This is a genomic window from Arcobacter sp. LA11 (genome assembly GCF_001895145.1).
GTDB lineage: Bacteria > Campylobacterota > Campylobacteria > Campylobacterales > Arcobacteraceae > Halarcobacter.
In genome coordinates this window covers 415,589-433,134 of sequence record NZ_BDIR01000005.1, presented here as the reverse complement: position 1 = coordinate 433,134, position 17,546 = coordinate 415,589, and the positions used below count along the sequence as shown (strand labels likewise).

The 17,546-nt window shown below is 27.3% G+C and carries 23 protein-coding genes; 13 read left to right on the top strand and 10 right to left on the bottom strand.

The annotated features are described in order from the left end of the window. Window positions 1–149: 149 nt before the first annotated feature. Window positions 150–959 carry a M48 family metallopeptidase gene (locus BT997_RS08145; protein ID WP_072680998.1) on the bottom strand — a complete coding sequence of 270 codons (810 nt, stop codon included), beginning with the start codon at window positions 957–959 and terminating at the stop codon, window positions 150–152. Between the two features lie 254 nt (window positions 960–1,213). Here BT997_RS08145 and BT997_RS15705 point away from each other — a divergent pair, with 254 nt between their 5' ends. Then, complete coding sequence (locus BT997_RS15705; RefSeq protein ID WP_258239456.1) at window positions 1,214–1,342, top strand: hypothetical protein; 129 nt, start codon at window positions 1,214–1,216, stop codon at window positions 1,340–1,342. A 45-nt stretch (window positions 1,343–1,387) separates the two neighbouring features. On the opposite strand, the gene BT997_RS08140 is transcribed toward BT997_RS15705, so the two are convergent. Both BT997_RS08140 and BT997_RS08135 read right to left on the bottom strand, forming a co-directional pair. Beyond that, on the bottom strand, window positions 1,388–2,929 hold the full coding sequence (locus BT997_RS08140; RefSeq protein WP_072680996.1) for an endonuclease/exonuclease/phosphatase family protein: 1,542 nt from the start codon (window positions 2,927–2,929) through the stop codon (window positions 1,388–1,390). A gap of 111 nt (window positions 2,930–3,040) precedes the next feature. Next, window positions 3,041–3,694 carry a ferritin family protein gene (locus BT997_RS08135; RefSeq protein WP_072680994.1) on the bottom strand — a complete coding sequence of 218 codons (654 nt, stop codon included), beginning with the start codon at window positions 3,692–3,694 and terminating at the stop codon, window positions 3,041–3,043. 255 nt (window positions 3,695–3,949) lie between these two features. Between BT997_RS08135 and BT997_RS08130 the strand changes: the two genes are divergently transcribed. Continuing rightward, the gene (locus BT997_RS08130) at window positions 3,950–4,354 is read left to right on the top strand and encodes a Fur family transcriptional regulator (RefSeq protein ID WP_072680992.1); all 405 of its coding nucleotides are present in this window, start codon (window positions 3,950–3,952) and stop codon (window positions 4,352–4,354) included. Window positions 4,355–4,407: 53 nt separating this feature from the next. Here BT997_RS08130 and BT997_RS08125 read toward each other — a convergent pair whose 3' ends face one another. Next, a complete protein-coding gene (locus tag BT997_RS08125) occupies window positions 4,408–5,325 on the bottom strand; it encodes a calcium/sodium antiporter (protein WP_072680990.1) in 918 nt (305 codons plus the stop codon). A gap of 3 nt (window positions 5,326–5,328) precedes the next feature. After that, the gene (gene ybeY / locus BT997_RS08120; RefSeq protein ID WP_072680988.1) at window positions 5,329–5,748 is read right to left on the bottom strand and encodes an rRNA maturation RNase YbeY; all 420 of its coding nucleotides are present in this window, start codon (window positions 5,746–5,748) and stop codon (window positions 5,329–5,331) included. Window positions 5,749–5,868: 120 nt separating this feature from the next. Here ybeY and BT997_RS08115 point away from each other — a divergent pair, with 120 nt between their 5' ends. Then, the gene (locus BT997_RS08115) at window positions 5,869–6,273 is read left to right on the top strand and encodes a thioesterase family protein (protein WP_072680986.1); all 405 of its coding nucleotides are present in this window, start codon (window positions 5,869–5,871) and stop codon (window positions 6,271–6,273) included. Between the two features lie 21 nt (window positions 6,274–6,294). On the opposite strand, the gene radA is transcribed toward BT997_RS08115, so the two are convergent. Next, the gene (gene radA, locus BT997_RS08110; RefSeq protein WP_072680984.1) at window positions 6,295–7,644 is read right to left on the bottom strand and encodes a DNA repair protein RadA; all 1,350 of its coding nucleotides are present in this window, start codon (window positions 7,642–7,644) and stop codon (window positions 6,295–6,297) included. Between the two features lie 151 nt (window positions 7,645–7,795). Here radA and BT997_RS08105 point away from each other — a divergent pair, with 151 nt between their 5' ends. Further along, the gene (locus tag BT997_RS08105) at window positions 7,796–8,263 is read left to right on the top strand and encodes a hypothetical protein (protein ID WP_072680982.1); all 468 of its coding nucleotides are present in this window, start codon (window positions 7,796–7,798) and stop codon (window positions 8,261–8,263) included. A 14-nt stretch (window positions 8,264–8,277) separates the two neighbouring features. On the opposite strand, the gene BT997_RS15700 is transcribed toward BT997_RS08105, so the two are convergent. Next, window positions 8,278–8,406: a hypothetical protein gene (locus tag BT997_RS15700; RefSeq protein WP_258239455.1), complete on the bottom strand. Its 129-nt coding sequence runs from the start codon at window positions 8,404–8,406 to the stop codon at window positions 8,278–8,280. A gap of 224 nt (window positions 8,407–8,630) precedes the next feature. On the opposite strand from BT997_RS15700, the gene BT997_RS08100 reads away from it, so the two are divergent. The 7 genes from BT997_RS08100 to BT997_RS08070 all read left to right on the top strand — a co-directional run bounded on the left by BT997_RS08100 (window position 8,631) and on the right by BT997_RS08070 (window position 13,137). Next, window positions 8,631–10,106: a B12-binding domain-containing radical SAM protein gene (locus BT997_RS08100; protein WP_072680980.1), complete on the top strand. Its 1,476-nt coding sequence runs from the start codon at window positions 8,631–8,633 to the stop codon at window positions 10,104–10,106. A 38-nt stretch (window positions 10,107–10,144) separates the two neighbouring features. Then, window positions 10,145–10,606, top strand: coding sequence for a hypothetical protein (locus tag BT997_RS08095; RefSeq protein ID WP_072680978.1), 462 nt, complete (start codon window positions 10,145–10,147; stop codon window positions 10,604–10,606). An 80-nt stretch (window positions 10,607–10,686) separates the two neighbouring features. Then, window positions 10,687–10,983, top strand: coding sequence for a putative signal transducing protein (locus BT997_RS08090; RefSeq protein ID WP_072680976.1), 297 nt, complete (start codon window positions 10,687–10,689; stop codon window positions 10,981–10,983). Window positions 10,984–10,995: 12 nt separating this feature from the next. Continuing rightward, window positions 10,996–11,358 (top strand): MmcQ/YjbR family DNA-binding protein, encoded by a 363-nt coding sequence (locus tag BT997_RS08085; protein ID WP_072680973.1) that lies wholly within the window; start codon window positions 10,996–10,998, stop codon window positions 11,356–11,358. Between the two features lie 79 nt (window positions 11,359–11,437). Further along, window positions 11,438–12,061: a LysE family translocator gene (locus BT997_RS08080; RefSeq protein WP_072680971.1), complete on the top strand. Its 624-nt coding sequence runs from the start codon at window positions 11,438–11,440 to the stop codon at window positions 12,059–12,061. Window positions 12,062–12,070: 9 nt separating this feature from the next. Further along, on the top strand, window positions 12,071–12,655 hold the full coding sequence (locus tag BT997_RS08075; RefSeq protein ID WP_072680969.1) for a transglutaminase family protein: 585 nt from the start codon (window positions 12,071–12,073) through the stop codon (window positions 12,653–12,655). Next, the gene (locus tag BT997_RS08070; RefSeq protein ID WP_072680967.1) at window positions 12,652–13,137 is read left to right on the top strand and encodes a ribonuclease HI; all 486 of its coding nucleotides are present in this window, start codon (window positions 12,652–12,654) and stop codon (window positions 13,135–13,137) included. Before BT997_RS08075 ends, BT997_RS08070 begins: the two co-directional genes overlap by 4 nt. Here the strand turns inward: BT997_RS08070 and BT997_RS08065 are convergent, their stop codons facing one another. Continuing rightward, window positions 13,138–14,172 carry a thioredoxin fold domain-containing protein gene (locus BT997_RS08065; RefSeq protein WP_072680965.1) on the bottom strand — a complete coding sequence of 345 codons (1,035 nt, stop codon included), beginning with the start codon at window positions 14,170–14,172 and terminating at the stop codon, window positions 13,138–13,140. Window positions 14,173–14,599: 427 nt separating this feature from the next. Here BT997_RS08065 and tpx point away from each other — a divergent pair, with 427 nt between their 5' ends. Together tpx and BT997_RS08055 are read left to right on the top strand one after the other, a co-directional pair. Beyond that, on the top strand, window positions 14,600–15,094 hold the full coding sequence (tpx, locus tag BT997_RS08060) for a thiol peroxidase (RefSeq protein ID WP_072680963.1): 495 nt from the start codon (window positions 14,600–14,602) through the stop codon (window positions 15,092–15,094). A gap of 54 nt (window positions 15,095–15,148) precedes the next feature. Next, complete coding sequence (locus tag BT997_RS08055) at window positions 15,149–15,700, top strand: YqiA/YcfP family alpha/beta fold hydrolase (protein ID WP_072680961.1); 552 nt, start codon at window positions 15,149–15,151, stop codon at window positions 15,698–15,700. A gap of 13 nt (window positions 15,701–15,713) precedes the next feature. On the opposite strand, the gene BT997_RS08050 is transcribed toward BT997_RS08055, so the two are convergent. Both BT997_RS08050 and ftsY read right to left on the bottom strand, forming a co-directional pair. Beyond that, a complete protein-coding gene (locus BT997_RS08050) occupies window positions 15,714–16,364 on the bottom strand; it encodes a LysE family translocator (protein WP_072680959.1) in 651 nt (216 codons plus the stop codon). 108 nt (window positions 16,365–16,472) lie between these two features. After that, window positions 16,473–17,546, bottom strand: coding sequence for a signal recognition particle-docking protein FtsY (gene ftsY / locus BT997_RS08045; RefSeq protein WP_083568579.1), 1,074 nt, complete (start codon window positions 17,544–17,546; stop codon window positions 16,473–16,475).

The window sequence follows — 17,546 nt, the reverse complement described above, 5'->3', positions numbered from 1 at the left end:
TGTGCTGGTAGTTCAGGTATGAGTAATTTTGATGCTCCACTTGACGAACAAAACTTCCCAGTTGTAAGTTAATTACAATATATTAAATTATAAATAAAATTGGAGTTTTTACTCCTTTTTTATTTGCCTACTCTTATTCTCCTATTTTATTATAAATCTTTTTTCTCCTTTTTTTTCATTTGATTAATCATATATTTTAATTGTATGATTCTTTCATTATAACTTAGATGAGTAGAAGCATTAGTTTTAGCTCTTTTAGTATTTATCATTTTCATGTTATTCCATAATTTAACAGTTTCATTTAAATCATATCCAGCATTTTTTAATAATACTAAGCTATTTTCATCTGCTTCATTTTCTTCTTCTTGATAATAATGTGATAAAACAGAATACTTGGCTCCTTCGGAAACTGTTATAAATGGTATGATTAATAATGGATTAAAAATACCTGCAATTACAGTTCCTGCTATTTGCATTTTATTTGAAATAGAACTTCTTTTTATTTTCTGTTCCCCATGATTTAATAGAACATGTGAAATTTCATGAGCTAAAACTGCTGCAATTTGTCCATCATTTTGAGCTGCTCTAAAAATACCACTATTTATAAATATCTTTCCATCAGCTAAACATACTGCATTAATTTCTTTTTTTTCTAATACAATTATTTCCCAGTCTTTTATATTATAATTATTAAGAGTTGATAAAAGTTTATGAGCAATACTTGTGATTTTTTGTATTTTATCTTCATCTGTGCAGATTTTATTTACAGACATTATCTTCTCATGTGTAATGTTACATATTTTTTTTATCTCTTCTTTTGAAAGATAATTATATTTTTTTTCTGAAAGATAACTATACTTTTTTGTGTAGCTATGGCTTTTCTGTATTGGTGTATGATGCTTTGCACATCCCGTAAGAAAAACGCTTAAAGTTAATAAATAAATACTATGTTTTTTCATATTTTACTCCTTTAACTTCACTCCTTGAATATTATTTTATCGAGATATTTAACTACAAAGCTTAAAAAAAACATAAGAATAAATTGTTAAGAAAATGACTAAAGACTAAACAAACTCTAAACGCACTCTTTACACATACTACACGCATTACTAGTATACTTTCAGTATAAATAATTTGTGTTCTTTAACTTAAAAGTTTAAAAGATTAACTTTGAAGTTAAAGAAGAAATAATAAAAAAAGAAAAGGATATATTATGAAATCTCTAAAAATAGCTTTAGCAAGTTTAGTTCTTGCATTGTTTGTAGCAGGATGTGCTGGTAGTTCAGGTATGAGTAATTTTGATGCTCCACTTGACGAACAAAACTTCCCAGTTGTAAGTTAATTACAATATATTAAATTATAAATAAAAAGGAGTGAAAGCTCCTTTTTATTTAACTCTTTTGTGAATTAAGATTTGAGGTTTCCCCCTATAGTACCCAATGTGAGCCCTTTTTATAGTTATTTTACTATTTTCTTTTGGTAAATCTTTTTTATTTTTAGCAAAAAGCTTTATTTTTTTATTATCAAAATAGAGTTTTCCTTTTTTAAACACACCTTGTACATTTGTGACTATTTCATTTTGGTATTTTGTATCAATAATATTAATATTTTTTGCCTCTAAATATAAATCTTTATAGTTTTTGATTTTTCCATTGTGTTTTCTGATTTTATAATCTTCTATTTCTTTTAAACCATTATAGTCTTTGATTTGCATTATTGCTAAATCGTAAGAGAAACCTTCAGATAGTTCTTGAGCATTATTATAAAAGTATATAGCACGGTCATTTTTTTGTTTTATTATGGCACTTTTCCCATGTTTATATATAACTATTACGTCTTTTAATAGAACTTCATCAACTAATTTTGTTTTTTTGTATAGTTGAGAAATCTTATTTAATTCTTTTTTTTCTATTTTCTTAAGAGGGTTTTTCTCCTTTTTATCAATTGAAAAACTTGAAATTATAGGAAGATGATCAGAATATCCACCTCCAGAATGAACTCTTCTATTCATTTTCCATCTTATAATTTTTTTATTTTTATATAAATAGTTTGGTTTAAAAACTTTAAAACTTTTAGTTTTATAAGAGAGTTTTTTATTGTCAAATAGGGCAGGTGATAGGATTATATTATCTGGAGTATTGTTTTGTCCTCTATATTTATTTGAAAATCTATCATTATAATTTAAATCAAGCCACAAGTTGTAGTGAACTCTTTTTTTAGATTTTAAAATATCATCATAAGTAATATATCTTTTATCAATTGTTGTATTTAAAACTTGATTAATACCCGTGATTCCCGAAGTGTTGTTTAATTTTTTTTCTCTATAGATAGTTTTGAATTCATCATAATTTGAATTAAAATCTCCTATAAGTATATAATCATAATCTTTTGGGAGCTTTTTTAATCTATCATATAAAACTTTTGCATATTTAACTCTATAACTTTCAGCTACTCTTTTAGAAGGCCAATGATTATTAAATATTTTAAATTCGTTGTTTTCAAGTTCAAAAGTAGTTTCTAATATGGGTCTAAAGATTTTATTTGTGAAAGTTACATTTATATCTTTGTTATTTTTGATTTTAATTTTACTTAAAAATCCAATTCCTACGCTAGAGTTTCTATATTTTGTAAATGAACTATATTTATATTCAGGCAATTTTCTTAATAATACTTGCATCATTTGTCTATTTTCTATCTCTTGGAGACCAATAATATCAGCATCTATATCTTTTAAAACTTTTACTAGGTTATTTACTTTTATATTAAAATTTTTTTGATTCCATTTAGCATTTGTATTTGGTATATATTCTTTATAATCACTTCTGTGTTTTACTAAATCAAATAGATTTTCTACGTTGTAAGAAGCAACAGTAAATGAATTTCCGTATAAAGAAAAGGAAAAGAAAAAAAGTAATAGTAGTCTAAACAAAAATATCTCCTAATTTAATGAACATTAAAATAATCAGATATTTTATCAAATATATTGTTTTTATAGGATAAAACAAAATTAGAGTAGTAAATAACTACTCTAATTTAAAAACTATTTTTTGCCATTTAATCTTGATTGATATTCTTGTGGATGCTTACATACTGGACATACTTTTGGTGGTTTTTTACCTCTGTGTACATGTCCACATACTTCACAAATCCATTCTTCATCGTCATTATCACTTAAGTGTTCTTCTCCAGCTTCAAGTCTTCTTTTTAATTCTTTATACATATTTTCATGTTCAATTTCTATCTTACCGATTAAATCAAGCATTTTTGAAATTTGATTATGACCTTCTTCTTTTGCAATTGCTGCAAAATCTGGGTACATAGTTACATTTTCGTATGATTCACCATCTATAGCATATTGAAGGTTTTCAACTGTATCTCCAAATTCTTTCCCTGTTAATAATTGATTACAGGCTTTTAATTCAAGCTTAGCATGCATTTTTTCATTGTCAGCTGCTCTTTGAAAATGGGCTGCTATATCCCTATATCCTTCTTTTTGAGCAATTTTTGCAAAATATTCATATTTGTTTCTTGCCATTGATTCACCAGCAAATGCTTTCATTAAATTTACAGCAGTTAAACTTTCTGTAATCATTTCCATTGGTTGATTACAACAGTGTAATTCTCCTCCACCTACATTTTGTACTTCTACTACATTACCACATTTGTTACATTTGTATGATTGATATTGTTTCATTATTTTCTCCTTGATTTATTGTATCTAATTTAGATTTTTTTTGCTTTATTAAAATAAAAAAAATATCATTGGATAATTTTTTTCGTTTAGGAATTATAATATAGAAAAACTTAAAGGAAAATTATTATCCTCTACTAATTGTAATTAATAAATAAAATATTTAGGTTTTTATATTATCATCGAATAATTAACGAGTCTGCATAAGTGAAATTAACTATATTTTTAGTATGATTTCAAGCAGGAAAGGAAGATGAAATGCTTAATAGTTCTGTTTTACTAAAAGAATATGATTTAAAAGTAACTCCACAAAGAGTTGCAATAGTTGATGAATTATATAAACATGGACATATGAATATTGATGATCTTTATAGAAATTTATTAAAAAAATTTCCTTCAATTTCCCTTGCAACTATATATAAAAATATAAATGCAATGGTAGAAAAGATTTTTTTAAATGAAGTAAAGCTTCCTGATACTAAATCAGTTTATGAATTAGTTAAGGAAGAACATTCTCATTTAGTATGTTCTTCATGTGGAAAAGTTGAAGATATTATAATAGATACTTCAATTCTACAAAATTCAATATCTGCTAACACAAACTTTAAAGTTGAGAATACAGAAGTTGTATTTTCAGGAGTTTGTCAAGATTGTCATAAATAATCTAAAAAAATTAATTAGTGAATAGTTTTTTAACTATTCACTATTTTTTCTTATTATAAACCGTTTTGAATCACTAATCCTAATACCACAAGAAGTACTATTCCTGCACTTTTATTATATAGTTTATTTGCAGTTATAAATACTAACATAAGTGATAGTATAAATGCTGCTGTTATATCAAAGAAGTTTGCAGATAAATCTACATTTAATGTATTTACAATAGAACTAAGTCCTAAAACCATTGTAAAGTTTGCAACATTTGAACCAATGATATTTCCTATTGCAAGATCTGCATTATTATTTCTAGCAGCTTTTATTGAGATAGTAAGCTCTGGTAATGATGTACCAAATGCAACTAAGAAAAGCCCAATCATCCACTCACTTATTCCAAATTCTCTTGCAATATTTCCTGCACTATCAATAGCAAAATCTGCTCCACCAATAGTCAATACAAAACCTGCAATAAGCATAAGAGAAGTTTTTCCCCATGCAAATTTCTCTTTTGCTAATTCATCATCTATTTCTTCAACTTGATTTGATTTGATTAAGAACATTAAGTATGCACCCATTAAAACTAAAAATAGAAGACCATCTACTGCATTTAGTTTTCCGTCAATTCCCATAAGAATAAATACTAAAATAGGGAAAAGTGCCCATGCAGAATCTTGTGCAAAAAGGTCTCTCTCTGGGGCAATTTTTTTAGCAATGATAAATACAACACCAAGTACAAGTGCTATGTTAAAAATCGTACTTCCAATTACATTTGCTACTGCAATATCCCCACTTCCTTTCATTGAAGCAGACATTGATACAGCCATTTCTGGTAGTGATGTTCCTAATGCAACAAGAGTAGCACCAATTACAAATGGCGAGATTTTATAATGAAGTGCAATTTTTTCACTCTCTTCAATAATATAATCTGCTCCATAAATCAATGCAGTCATTGATACGATAAATATTACAATATCCATATTTTATGAATTCCTTACTATTAAACTATTTGGTAAACTATATTTCTTTATTAACTCTTCTTCTTTTTTTCTATGTTCACCATTATCAACTTCATGGTCAAATCCAATAAGATGTAATAATCCATGAATAAAAAGAAGTTTTAATTCATCATCAAAACTATGATTGAATTCTTTTGCTTTTTCTTTAACAAAATCAATTGATATAACAATTGACCCTAAGGGCATATTAGGCATATCAAATTCAAGTGGAAAACTAAGTACATCAGTAGCTTTATCTATATTTCTGTGTTCTTTATTTAGTTTTTGTATTTCATCATTTTTTGTTAATATTAGTTCAATATCTTTTGATACTAAATCATTTACAATAGTTTCAAGATATGAAATATCAATTTCTAAATCTGTTTGATTATCTAAATCAATCATTAGTTTATCCATTTATTTTTCGCGGATTATATCTAAATTATGCAAATTAGTAAATAAGTATATAAAAAATATTTTTATTTTAAATTGGTACAATATATATTTTAAAATATAGGAGTATATATGTCATTAGAAATTGGAACAAAAGATAGTATAGATTATAAAGTTGAAAGTAAAGATTTAGCTAAAAATTTAGAAATATCACCAGATGATAATTTCCCACCAGTTTTTGCAACAGCAAGATTAACTGCACTTATGGAGTGTAGTGCTGCTAAGGCTATGAAACCATTACTTGGAGATGGAAAACTTTCTGTTGGTGTTGAAGTTAATTTAAAACATCTTGCTCCAACACTTGAAGGTGATGTTGTGAAATCAACTGCAACATTTGTTGGAATGGAAGGAAAATTATACAAGTTTGAAATAGAAGCTGAAGATTCAGCAGGAGTTGTTGGAACTTGTATTCATACAAGAGCTGTTGTAACAGAAGAGAGACTAATGTCTGGAGCTAATAAAAGAGTTGGTAAGTAATTATTAGAGGATAGAACTATTTTAAAATAGTTCTATCATTTTAGGTACTTCATCAACTGCAAAGGTTTTTAAATCAAGTTTTAAATTTGGTTTTTGAGCAATTACTGCTTTTTTAATACCTTGCGCTTGGGCTTCTTTTAATCTCATATCCATAGAGAAAACATCTTTAATTTCACCCGTTAATGAAACTTCACCTATAAATGTAGACTCTTTAGAAATAGGTCTATCTCTAAAAGAAGAGATAATAGCAGCAACAACAGCTAAATCAGCTGAACTTTCTTTAATTTTTATTCCACCACTTACATTTATAAATACATCATAATGGTTTAGAGGTAAATCAATCTTTTTTTCTAAAAGGGCTAAAAGCATATTTAATCTATTTCCATCAAATCCTGTTGCAGATCTTTTTGGATTAGGATAAGTACTTTCAGTTACAAGTGCTTGAACTTCTATTATAAGGGCTCTGGTTCCTTCCATAACAACTGTTAAAGCTGAACCTGCTTGAGCTTTTGATTTATCAAAAAACTTTGATGCAATATCTTTTGCAGATATCAGTCCTTCTCCTGTCATTTCAAAAATACCTATTTCAGAAGTTGAACCAAATCTATTTTTAAAACCACGAAGCATTCTAAGTTCTTTTGATGATTCACCTTCAAAATATAAAACTGTATCAACCATGTGCTCTAGAACTCTTGGGCCTGCAATTGAACCATCTTTTGTAATATGTCCAATAATAAACATTGCTATATCAGACTCTTTTGCTTTTCTCATAAGTTCAAATGTGATTTCTCTTACTTGCGAAACTGAACCAGGGGCTGAAGTTAAATTTGAAGAATAAATTGTTTGTATAGAATCTATAATTACGACTTCATAATCATTTCTAAGAAGCTCATCTTGTATTTCTTCAAGCTTTATTTCACTCAACAAATATAAGTCATCATTGTTTGCATCAAGTCTATTTGCTCTTAATTTTATTTGTCCAGCACTTTCTTCTCCTGATACATATAAAACTTTTTTTCCAGATTTAGCAATACTTCCTGCAACTTTTAAAAGTAAAGTTGATTTTCCAACACCTGGACTTCCTCCAATAAGTGTTAAAGAACCAGGAACTATTCCTCCACCTAATACTAAATCAAACTCTTCATTATGCGAAGAAAATCTTGTAACATCATCTTGTTTTATTTGTGTGATTGGAGTTGCTTTAGAAGTTGTATTTATGACTTTTGAAGTTTGTTTTAGTACTTCTTGTTGGTCTTGATTTAATTCAATAAAAGAATCCCATGAGCCACAGTTCGGACATTTTCCCAGCCATTTTGTACTTTGTTCCCCACAATGTTGACACTCAAATAAGGATGTTTTTTTCTTTGCCATAATAGTTCCTGTTTTATTTATATTGGAATTATAATGAAAAAAAATTAAGAAGATTAAAAATATGACAAAATGCAATTAATTTTTTTATGAAATAAATAATATATTTTTGTATGCTATTATTATACAATCTTAATTTAATATTGGAGTGTATATGTTACTAAAAAAAGTTACTTTAACAATTTCGTTAGGCTTATTATTGTCTATACCTTTACAAGCAGCACCTTCTATAAATGATATGCAATCTTGTCAAGGCTTATTAGATTTTATTGATAAGAAACTTGATAAGGCACCAGCTAAATACTCTACAGAGGATATTAAAAATATTCGTGAGGGATTAAAGGGATATAATGAATATATTCAAGAAGAAATAGTAACTCCTGGATTAATTAAATTTAATAATGGGGATTCTTCTAAAGCTAGTATGATGCAAAAACAAGTTGATATGTATAAATTAAGTCTAGTAAATGCATATGAGAAAAAATACCCAGCAAATCGTTTATATACAGATTATGCAGTTGCAGTAAATAATTGCGCAAAGAAAGCTGTACCTAAAGGTGCGTCTTTAGAAAAGTTAAAAATATCTTTAAATACGATTATAAAATTAGCAAAAATGAATTAATTCATTTTTGTTAATTAGTCATGCCAAACAGCTTTCCCATTATCAAAAGATCTAAATTTTTTATCATCATTTTCTTTAATTGAATTAATAAAAAATAGAAAAAAGAATAAAATAAATATTATAATTAAAACTTTTTTTATCATGGAAAATCCTTATTTGTAATTGTATCATTATTCAATATTTACTAAAAAGAATAAAAAATCATTATGATTAAAAAATCTATATTATTAAATAGAAATTATCTCTTTCAACTAATCTTATAAATTATTTATTTATAATTAGTATATTTGAATTTTATTTAAAATCAGTGTAGATAAATGTATTAGAAATTAAACTTTATTAAAGATATCTTTTTAAGGCTTTTATTATGAAAATATCGCTTATTGCAACTCTTTTAATGGATTATGCAGGAGGAACTTTAACTGCATTTTCAATGGATAAAATTCGATCTTGTCCACCATACGGTCTTTATTTACTTGCTTCAATACTTAGAAAAAAAGGCCATGATGTAACAATTATTGATTTAGTTGCACAAGGATCTTTAAGTTTAAGTACTTTTCGTAAGGATATAGAAGAGTCTGATTTAATAGGTATCTCTGCAACTAGTTTATCTTGGCCTACAGCCGTTGATATAATCTATTCTATTCGTCATACTTTTCCTGATAAACTTATTGCTATTGGCGGAATTCATGCAACTATTTTTGATATTTATATACTCTCAAATTTTCCAGTTGATTTTGTTTTGCGCGGAGAAGGAGAGTTGTCTTTTCCATTGTTAATAGATGCTTTAGAAAAAAAGAATTCGTTACAAAAAGTACCTAATTTAAGTTATGTATCTGACAAACAGATTATTCGTACTTCTTTACATACAGCTATTAGTGTTCCTGAAATGTGTGAACTTCCAATTCCTGATTATAGTGAAATAAAAGTTGGTGTTTACAAAGGTTTAGGCCTTGAATCCTCCAGAGGTTGTCCTTGTAATTGTTCTTTTTGTAGCACTAATTATCGGCGTTCTTGGCGTGGTATATCACCTGAAAGATTTATTGATAGAATTTATGAAATAGGAGCTTTTAGAAGCAGTACTATAGATGGTACGATTCAAATAATTGATGATGAGTTTACAGCGAATAGAAAAAGAGTATTAAGTATTGCAAAACTTTTAACAAAAAATAATATAAAAATTCCTTTGATTTTTGATGCTCGTGCAAATGATATGACAGATGAAAGTTTAGTAGAATCTCTTGTTCCTCATACTCATAGATTTTTAGTAGGTGCGGAATGTGGTTATGATGAAGGACTTAAAAAAATTGGAAAAGGAACAACTTGCAAAAAACTTGAAGAAGCTGCAAAAATTATGTTTAAATATGGAATTGCAGATTGTTGTGATTTTTCTTTTATTTTAGGTCTTCCTTGGGAAACAAAAGAAGATGTACTTAAAACAGTTCGTTTTGCCTGTAATTTATATACTAAATATGGTGTGAGAATAATATTACAATGGTTTTACCTGATTCCTGGTTCTAGATTGTGGCAAAATGCAGCTAACCAAGGGAAAATAAATGTATCATTTTATGATAATTATGGTTTTTTCCAAAATCCAGCATCTTTCTTTGCAGGAGTACAATTAACACCTGAAGAAATATGGGAAGTATCAGATGCTATTTTACCAGTTATTAGTCTTTCGAAGATTAATGATCAAGGTAAAGAACTTATTCAATATGCAGTGCCTGGTGTTGTTCAAGCATATTTCAATAAGGAATCATTAAGAAGTGTGAACAAGAACTGTATTGATAACTTATTAGAGTTATCTAGTGTTGCTAAAAATATTGGTTTGTCAAAAGAATAATTTTGATTAATATTTAAAATATAATTAGGAGAAAAAATATGTTACCAGAAGAAAAAAAACAAAAGATTTTTGTTGAAAATCTTGATGCATTTAGTAAAGTTGTAGATTCAATTTTAAAAAATCCTGAAATAAATGTGGAGTTTAAAAAGGATCCAATAAAAGTTCTTAATGAACATGGGATAAAAATTGAAGATTCTTCTGTTGAAGAGAAACTTAAGTCTGAATTATTGAATATATCTAATGGACAACCTGGTGATGTGATGCAAGTTGCTGTAGGAGTGAGTGTAGGAAGTTCTCCTGCAACTATACCCATAGTTGCCGCAGTAGTTGGTGTTATAGTTGCAGTTAATGTCGGTAATGGAACCGAAAATGATATAGATAGAATATTTACAATAGACAAACCTCGTGTAGATGCATTTCTAGATGTTGATGATGTTCAAGAACGTATTAATATGCTTGAATCGGAAATAAAAGAATTACGATCTAAGCTTAAAAAATAAAGTTGTCGTATATTTGAAGGATTCTTTTTTAGAAATTAGGTAAAATAAACTGCTATATATTTATCTATTAAGGAATTAACATGTTTGTAGAACTTAAAACTGTATATAGTGATATGGAAGCACAAGTATTAGTAACTCATTTAAATGAAGAAAATATTGAATCAATTATAGATAAAGATGATGCAGGGGGAATGCATCCACAACTGCAAGCTGCAAGAGGTGTTAAAATTCTTGTAGAAGAATCAGATTTAGAAAAAGCAAAAAAAGTTATTGAGATTAAAAATGATACTAAAAATACGTGGACTTGTTCAAAATGTAATGAAGTACATGAAGGTCAGTTTGTTGTTTGTTGGAATTGTGGAGAAAAACGTTCTTAAAAATAGGTAAAAATGAATCAAAAAAATTTAGAAAAAATACTTCTTTCGAAAAGTTGTTCTGTAAAAGAGTTTCCTTTTGGTGATGATGTAGCAGTATTTAAAGTAAAAAATAAAATGTTTGCACTATATGGATTTGAAAAAGAAGTTATTAGATTAAATCTCAAATGTGATCCTAATGATGCAATTGCATATAGAGAAATATATAAATGTGTGATTCCTGGATATCATATGAACAAAAAACATTGGAATACTATTGTTTTAGATGGAAGTATGGAAGAAGATGTTCTAAAAGAGATGATTGATAAATCATATAACTTGGTTGTTAGTAAACTAACAAAAAGAGAAAAAGAAGAGTTAAAGTTAAATAAAGATTAGAAAAGTTTTATAACGATATACCTCTACAAGCTTTTTATTTCAATGTAACTATAATTTATTACTATAAAAGGAGATTTCTATGTCAATTGAAACTTGGTTAGCCTTTGTATCTACTGTTTTTATTTTTGCAATTATTCCTGGTCCAACTGTAATTTTTGTTGTAGGCCAAGCTATAACTCATGGCAAAAAATCAGTAACACCTCTTGCCTTAGGTGTTTTGTCTGGTGATTTAATTGCAATGATTATATCTTTACTTGGACTTGGTGCAATATTAGCTACCTCTGCAACTTTATATACTATTTTAAAATGGTTTGGTGTTCTTTATTTAATTTATTTAGGAATCAAAGCTTTTAAAGAAGAACCAAAAGTTGATGAAGAACTATTTGAAGAAATGAATACTTCAAAATCTAAGATGTTTAGTTCCTCATTGATAGTAACTGCTTTAAATCCAAAAAATGTAGTTTTCTTTGTTGCTTTCTTCCCTCAATTTGTTAATACTACAACAAATGTTATTCCACAGTTTTTAATACTGATGATTTCATTTTCTGTTATTACTTTGATAACTATTACATCTTTTGCAATGTTTGCAGGAAGAATACAACATAAGATAAAGACTTATAAAGCAAAAAAAAGATTAAATCAATTTGGTGGTGGAGCATTAATTGGTGCAGGTGTATTTACTGCAACGATACAAAAAAGTTAAGATGATAAAATGTTAGACAACTATTTAAAAGAAACAAAAATAATAGATTTTTCAAATATAGAAATTCAGGAATTAGCTTTAAAACTTTCAGATGATTGTAATAAGGATGAAGAAATTGCTAAAAATGTATTTATCTATGTAAGAGATGAGATACGTCATGTGGGAGATTACAAACTTAATATAAGTACTTGTAAAGCAAGCGATGTATTAAAACAGAAAGTTGGTTGGTGTTATTCTAAATCTCATTTAGTTGCAGCACTCTTACGTGCAAATGGTATCCCTACTGCTTTTTGTTATCAAAGACTTTCTTGTAGTGAATATGAAAAAGGTATATATTGTCTACATGGATTAAATGCTGTGTATTTAAAAGATTTTGGATGGTATAGATTTGATGTAAGAGGAAATAAGGAAGGTGTTGATGCACAGTTTAATCCTCCTATTGAGAAATTAGCTTTTGAAATACAAGAGAATGAATATGATATAGAGGAGTTTTATGTAGAGCCTTTAGATTGTATAGTGGATTTTTTAGAGACTAAATATGAATCTTATGAAAAAATGAGTAAAAAAATACCTGATATTAAAGAATTATCTTGAAAAAAACTATAAAACTATTTTGTGATGGAAGTGTTAATCCTCAAAGAAAGATAGGCTTTGGAGCTTATTTCATAGTTGAAGAAAATGAAACTTTAGAATTAAATAGAAATAAAATATATACAAGAAAGTTTGAAAATACATCTTCAACAAAACTAGAAGTAGAGTCTTTATTATGGGCTTTAGAAGATGATAATATTAAAAATAAATCAATTGTAGTATATACAGATTGTCAAAACATTTTAGGATTAAAAGATAGAAGAGAAAAATTAGAAAAAAATAATTACCATTCATCTACTGGTAAGGTGATTAAAAACCATGAACTTTATAAAAAGTTTTATATGATAACTGATAAATTAGATTGTACTTTTGAAAAAGTAAAAGGACATAAAAAATCATCTTTAAAAAATGATATCGATAAACTTTTTAATCTAGTTGATAAAGCATCTAGAAAAGCCTTAAGAGAATATTTAAATAAAAGTTAGTTATTCCCAAATATTAACATCAATTCCTTTTTCTCTAATTGCATTTGCTCTTTTAGTTAGATATCTTTGAAACTCTTTTTCTTTTTTATATTCATTACTTACTACATAATCTACTATGGATTGGAAATGAAAGTTTTTAAAGATAGCTTCTATTCTCATAATTTCATTTGCTTTTTCATCAAAAAATATAATAGTAGGAGTGTTTACAATATTTAATTCTTTTGTCCAGTCTTTTATTTTTGTGATAATTTTTTGTGGGTTAACTATTGATTTTGAAGAGTTCATGTCAACTTGAAAGAGATCTATTTTCTTTAAAAGATTTCTTGTAGTTTCATCTTTTAAAAGTTTGTTATGTAGCATTTCACAATCTTTACAATTTTTTGATTCAAAAAATATTGCCATTTTTTTAGAATCTTTGGTTCTCATAAAGTTTTTTGATTTTTTAAATAAATCAGATTCTTCTATCAATTTTGAAGAGGCTTGTTTATCTTCATTATTTTGAGTTAAATATTCTTTATATGTTAGAGTGTTTTCTTTTTTATCTTTTATATAATCAAGAGCAAGATTAAACTTCTCTGTGTTTATATAACCATTTAGTCTTAGAATTTGTTTACCTTCTTCATCAAAAAATATCAGAGTTGGAGTAAACTGTATTTTTTCTTTTAATGCAAACTCTTTTTCTGTATATTCATTTCCCTTTGTTGTAACTACTTCTCTATTCCCAAATATATTTATATCTGTTATTCCAAAGTACTTACTTAGTTTTTCTTTTGTTTTTTTATCACTTAAATTTTTTGTAACAAATAGATGACAATAAGGACAACTATCTTGATGTGCAAATAAAATAAATCGTTTGTTTTGGGAAGATAAATCTTCAATATCTTCTGAAAAGTCAAGAAAGCTATTTATAAACCAAGAAGGCATGGTAGTATCTTTACCACCTATAAAGTTTCCTATTTTTTTATCTGCTGCATTGATTGTTGTAAAAGTTAATACTAGAGTAAATAGTATAGATATAAGTTTTTTAAAATACATGATAGACTCCTTTTAGAAGTTATTAAATTTTAACATGGATGAAGTAAAAAAAAATTAATAAAAAAAAATTAGTTATACTTGTTTTGTTTTTAATAAATCTTTATTAAAAGGAGTATCAAATGAATCAAAGAAAATTTATAAAAGAGGCTGAAGGCTTACCTAAATAGAGGAATCCAATAAGCCATGCAGTAGTAGCTAACAATATCTGTTTTGTAAGCGGACAATTCTCTGTGAATGAAAATGGAGAATATCTTAAAGGAACTTTACTGAAGAAGATAAAAGGTCCGCAAGAACTGTATATGAAGCTTCAAAGCTACCTTTTGATGAGAAAATAAAAATTGTTGCACAGGTAAATAAAATTTAAAATAAATTTTATGATTAATTATTTTCTAATGCTAACTTAATATAATTTGAAAAAAGGATACTTATGGCGACTGTAATTCGGAAAGGTCAACAAGTTGAAACTATAGGAAATTTGCAAAAAATAGGAGAGATTGCACCAAGTTTTATTTTAATAAAGACTGATTTAAACGAATTCTCTCTTCAAGATTTGAAAAATAAACAAATAATACTTAATATCTTTCCTTCTATAGACACCCCTACTTGTGATGCTTCAGTTAGAGAGTTTAATAAAAAAGCTGCTTCTTTTGAAGATGTTGTAGTTGTTTGTGTTTCTGCAGATTTACCTTTTGCATTAGGTCGTTTTTGTGGAGCTGAAGGTATTGAAAATGTTTTGGTTGGTTCATCTTTTCGTTCATCATTTGGAAAAGATTACGGTGTGACATTTACTACTGGATTATTAACTGGACTTTTATCAAGAGCTATTGTTTTAATTGATAAAAAAGGAAAAATAACATATACAGAACAAGTTTCAGATACATCTTATGAACCAAATTACAATAAAGTATTATCTTTTTTATAAAATACTTATAGATTAAAACAGATATAATTCCATATATTTAATTTAGGAATGAAAATGATTTTATATATTCATGGTTTTGGAAGTAGTGGACATGGTGGAAAAGCTTCACTTTTTAGGGAATATTTTGAAGATGAAGTAATAGCTCCTTCCTTATCTTATGTACCAAATTTAGCTATTGATACTTTAGAACAAATTATTGAAATGTTACTTGAGAAAGATGAAAAAGTAGGATTAGTTGGTTCTTCTTTAGGTGGTTATTACTCTATTTATTTAGCTTCTAAATATAATTTAAAAGCAGTTTTGATAAATCCAGCCATATATCCATATAAGACCTTAGATAAAATTGGTATGGCAATGAACTATTATGATATGTCATCGTTTGAGGTTACAGCTGAGCATATACAAGCTTTAAAAGGTTTAGAAGTTCAAGAAGTTTTAAATCAAGAAAATTTTATCACTCTTTTACAAACTGATGATGAAGTTTTGGATTATAACGACGCAGTTGAAAAGTTACCAAATTCAGAATTAGTAATAGAAGAGGGTGGAAATCACTCTTTTGAAAACATAGAGAGCTATTTTAGAAAGATTGGTTCTTTTCTTTCATAAAGATTTGTAGAGACTATTTTGAAGTCTCTACATTTAATATTTTATAACTAAAATATAAAAATACAGTTCCTGTTAGACCCTGAACAAGATTCTTAACTATTTTTGATTCAAACGCTTTTGAAGATTTTCCTAGTAAAAGAATAAATAGTGTAAACCATACTAACATTGTCATTGCATGAATTGAAGTTAATAAAAATATATCCATAAATACTGCATTTTTAAAATCTATTAATTGAGGAAAGGCAGCTAGATAAAACATTGAGACTTTTGGATTTAATATCTGTGTTAAAAAACCTTCCATGAAAGATAAGGCATGACTTCTTTTTTTCTCTTTTTTTATTTTTTCTTGTAAAACTTCTTTTACTTCTTCATCTTTTTTTATAATTGAATAAAATGATTTGATTCCTAAAAATAGTAAATATAGTGCACCCAATATTTTGATAACCATAAAAAGTTCAGCAGAACTTAGAATAATAGCAGAGAGTCCAAAAAAGGATAATATTCCATGTAAATAAGTTGCTGTGAATATTCCTAAAACATTGTTCATAGCACTCTTTTTACCATGAAGAGGAACAGTTTTTAGAATAAGTACACCATTTGGTCCTGGAGAAATAACTAAAAGTAAAGAGATTGTTGCAAAAGTTAATAATATATCTATATTCATAGTTTACCTTTGTATATAAATTAATATATAATAGTGAAAATTAATTATATTTTAGAGAGTTGTTTAAATTAGTTTTATTTTTTAAATAGTAAGCTATTGCTTACTATTTTAATTTTCTTCTGTATAAATTTGATCTAATAAAGAATCAACAAAATCATCTGGACTAAATTCAACTAAATCATCTTGTTTCTCTCCAATACCTACAAAAAAGATTGGAAGTTCAAGTTGGTTAGAAATAGAGAATAGCGCTCCACCTTTTGCAGTTCCATCAAGTTTTGTAACAATAATCCCATCAACTCCAACCATTTCATTAAATGCTTTAGCTTGTGCAATTGCAGTATTACCTTGTGTTCCATCTAAAATCATAAGTTTTTGATGAGGTGCTCCATCCATCGCTTTTCCACATACTTTTACAATCTTTTTAAGCTCATTACTTAAGTTTGTTTGTGTTTGAAGACGTCCTGCTGTGTCAATGATAACATTGTCAATGTTTTTTGCCACTGCTGATGAAATAGTATCATATGCAACTGCACTTGCATCATGTCCTTGTTTTGTTTTAATAATTGGGACATCAAGTTTCCCTGCCCAAGTTGCAAGTTGTTCAATTGCTGCAGCTCTAAATGTATCTCCGGCTCCTAAGATAACTGAATGACCTTCTTTTTTTGTTTTATTTGCAAGTTTTGCAATAGTTGTAGTTTTACCAGCTCCATTTACACCAATAATAAGTCTTACAAATGGTTTTGGTAAATTTGAAAGGTCAACATCCGGTGCATGTTCAAAAAGCATAACAAGTCTATGTCTTAATTGTTTTCTTGTAATTTCTTCTGGAAGTCCATCCATCGCTTTTTCGATGATTTCATATTCCATATCTGCTTCTATCAAAAGTTCTTCTATATCATCAAATGCGATTTTTTCTTTTCTTTGAGGAACAACTGATTTAATATTGTCAAAAGTTTTTGATAGTGCTCTAGAGAAAAAACTTTTTTTCTCTTCTTGTGTTACTTCTTGAACTTTCTCTACTGGTTCAATCTCTTTTTCAGTAGCTTTTTCTTTTTCTTCCTCTTTATTTATATCATCAGGAGTAGTTTCTTCTATTTTTTCTTCAAGAATTTGTTTTTCTTGGACTTCTTCTACTTTTTCTTTTAAATTTTCTTCTTCTTTCTTTTTAAAAAAACTAAACAT

Excerpts from the sequence above, each read along its gene's own strand:
- BT997_RS08145 (WP_072680998.1), bottom strand. The coding sequence starts at position 959 with ATGAAAAAACATAGTATTTATTTATTAACTTTAAGCGTTTTTCTTACG.
- BT997_RS15705 (WP_258239456.1), top strand. The coding sequence starts at position 1,214 with ATGAAATCTCTAAAAATAGCTTTAGCAAGTTTAGTTCTTGCATTGTTT.
- BT997_RS08135 (WP_072680994.1), bottom strand. The coding sequence starts at position 3,694 with ATGAAACAATATCAATCATACAAATGTAACAAATGTGGTAATGTAGTA.
- BT997_RS08130 (WP_072680992.1), top strand. The coding sequence starts at position 3,950 with ATGCTTAATAGTTCTGTTTTACTAAAAGAATATGATTTAAAAGTAACT.
- BT997_RS08125 (WP_072680990.1), bottom strand. The coding sequence starts at position 5,325 with ATGGATATTGTAATATTTATCGTATCAATGACTGCATTGATTTATGGA.
- ybeY (WP_072680988.1), bottom strand. The coding sequence starts at position 5,748 with ATGATTGATTTAGATAATCAAACAGATTTAGAAATTGATATTTCATAT.
- BT997_RS08115 (WP_072680986.1), top strand. The coding sequence starts at position 5,869 with ATGTCATTAGAAATTGGAACAAAAGATAGTATAGATTATAAAGTTGAA.
- radA (WP_072680984.1), bottom strand. The coding sequence starts at position 7,644 with ATGGCAAAGAAAAAAACATCCTTATTTGAGTGTCAACATTGTGGGGAA.
- BT997_RS08105 (WP_072680982.1), top strand. The coding sequence starts at position 7,796 with ATGTTACTAAAAAAAGTTACTTTAACAATTTCGTTAGGCTTATTATTG.
- BT997_RS15700 (WP_258239455.1), bottom strand. The coding sequence starts at position 8,406 with ATGATAAAAAAAGTTTTAATTATAATATTTATTTTATTCTTTTTTCTA.
- BT997_RS08100 (WP_072680980.1), top strand. The coding sequence starts at position 8,631 with ATGAAAATATCGCTTATTGCAACTCTTTTAATGGATTATGCAGGAGGA.
- BT997_RS08095 (WP_072680978.1), top strand. The coding sequence starts at position 10,145 with ATGTTACCAGAAGAAAAAAAACAAAAGATTTTTGTTGAAAATCTTGAT.
- BT997_RS08090 (WP_072680976.1), top strand. The coding sequence starts at position 10,687 with ATGTTTGTAGAACTTAAAACTGTATATAGTGATATGGAAGCACAAGTA.
- BT997_RS08085 (WP_072680973.1), top strand. The coding sequence starts at position 10,996 with ATGAATCAAAAAAATTTAGAAAAAATACTTCTTTCGAAAAGTTGTTCT.
- BT997_RS08080 (WP_072680971.1), top strand. The coding sequence starts at position 11,438 with ATGTCAATTGAAACTTGGTTAGCCTTTGTATCTACTGTTTTTATTTTT.
- BT997_RS08075 (WP_072680969.1), top strand. The coding sequence starts at position 12,071 with ATGTTAGACAACTATTTAAAAGAAACAAAAATAATAGATTTTTCAAAT.
- BT997_RS08065 (WP_072680965.1), bottom strand. The coding sequence starts at position 14,172 with ATGTATTTTAAAAAACTTATATCTATACTATTTACTCTAGTATTAACT.
- tpx (WP_072680963.1), top strand. The coding sequence starts at position 14,600 with ATGGCGACTGTAATTCGGAAAGGTCAACAAGTTGAAACTATAGGAAAT.
- BT997_RS08055 (WP_072680961.1), top strand. The coding sequence starts at position 15,149 with ATGATTTTATATATTCATGGTTTTGGAAGTAGTGGACATGGTGGAAAA.
- BT997_RS08050 (WP_072680959.1), bottom strand. The coding sequence starts at position 16,364 with ATGAATATAGATATATTATTAACTTTTGCAACAATCTCTTTACTTTTA.
- ftsY (WP_083568579.1), bottom strand. The coding sequence starts at position 17,546 with ATGTTTAGTTTTTTTAAAAAGAAAGAAGAAGAAAATTTAAAAGAAAAA.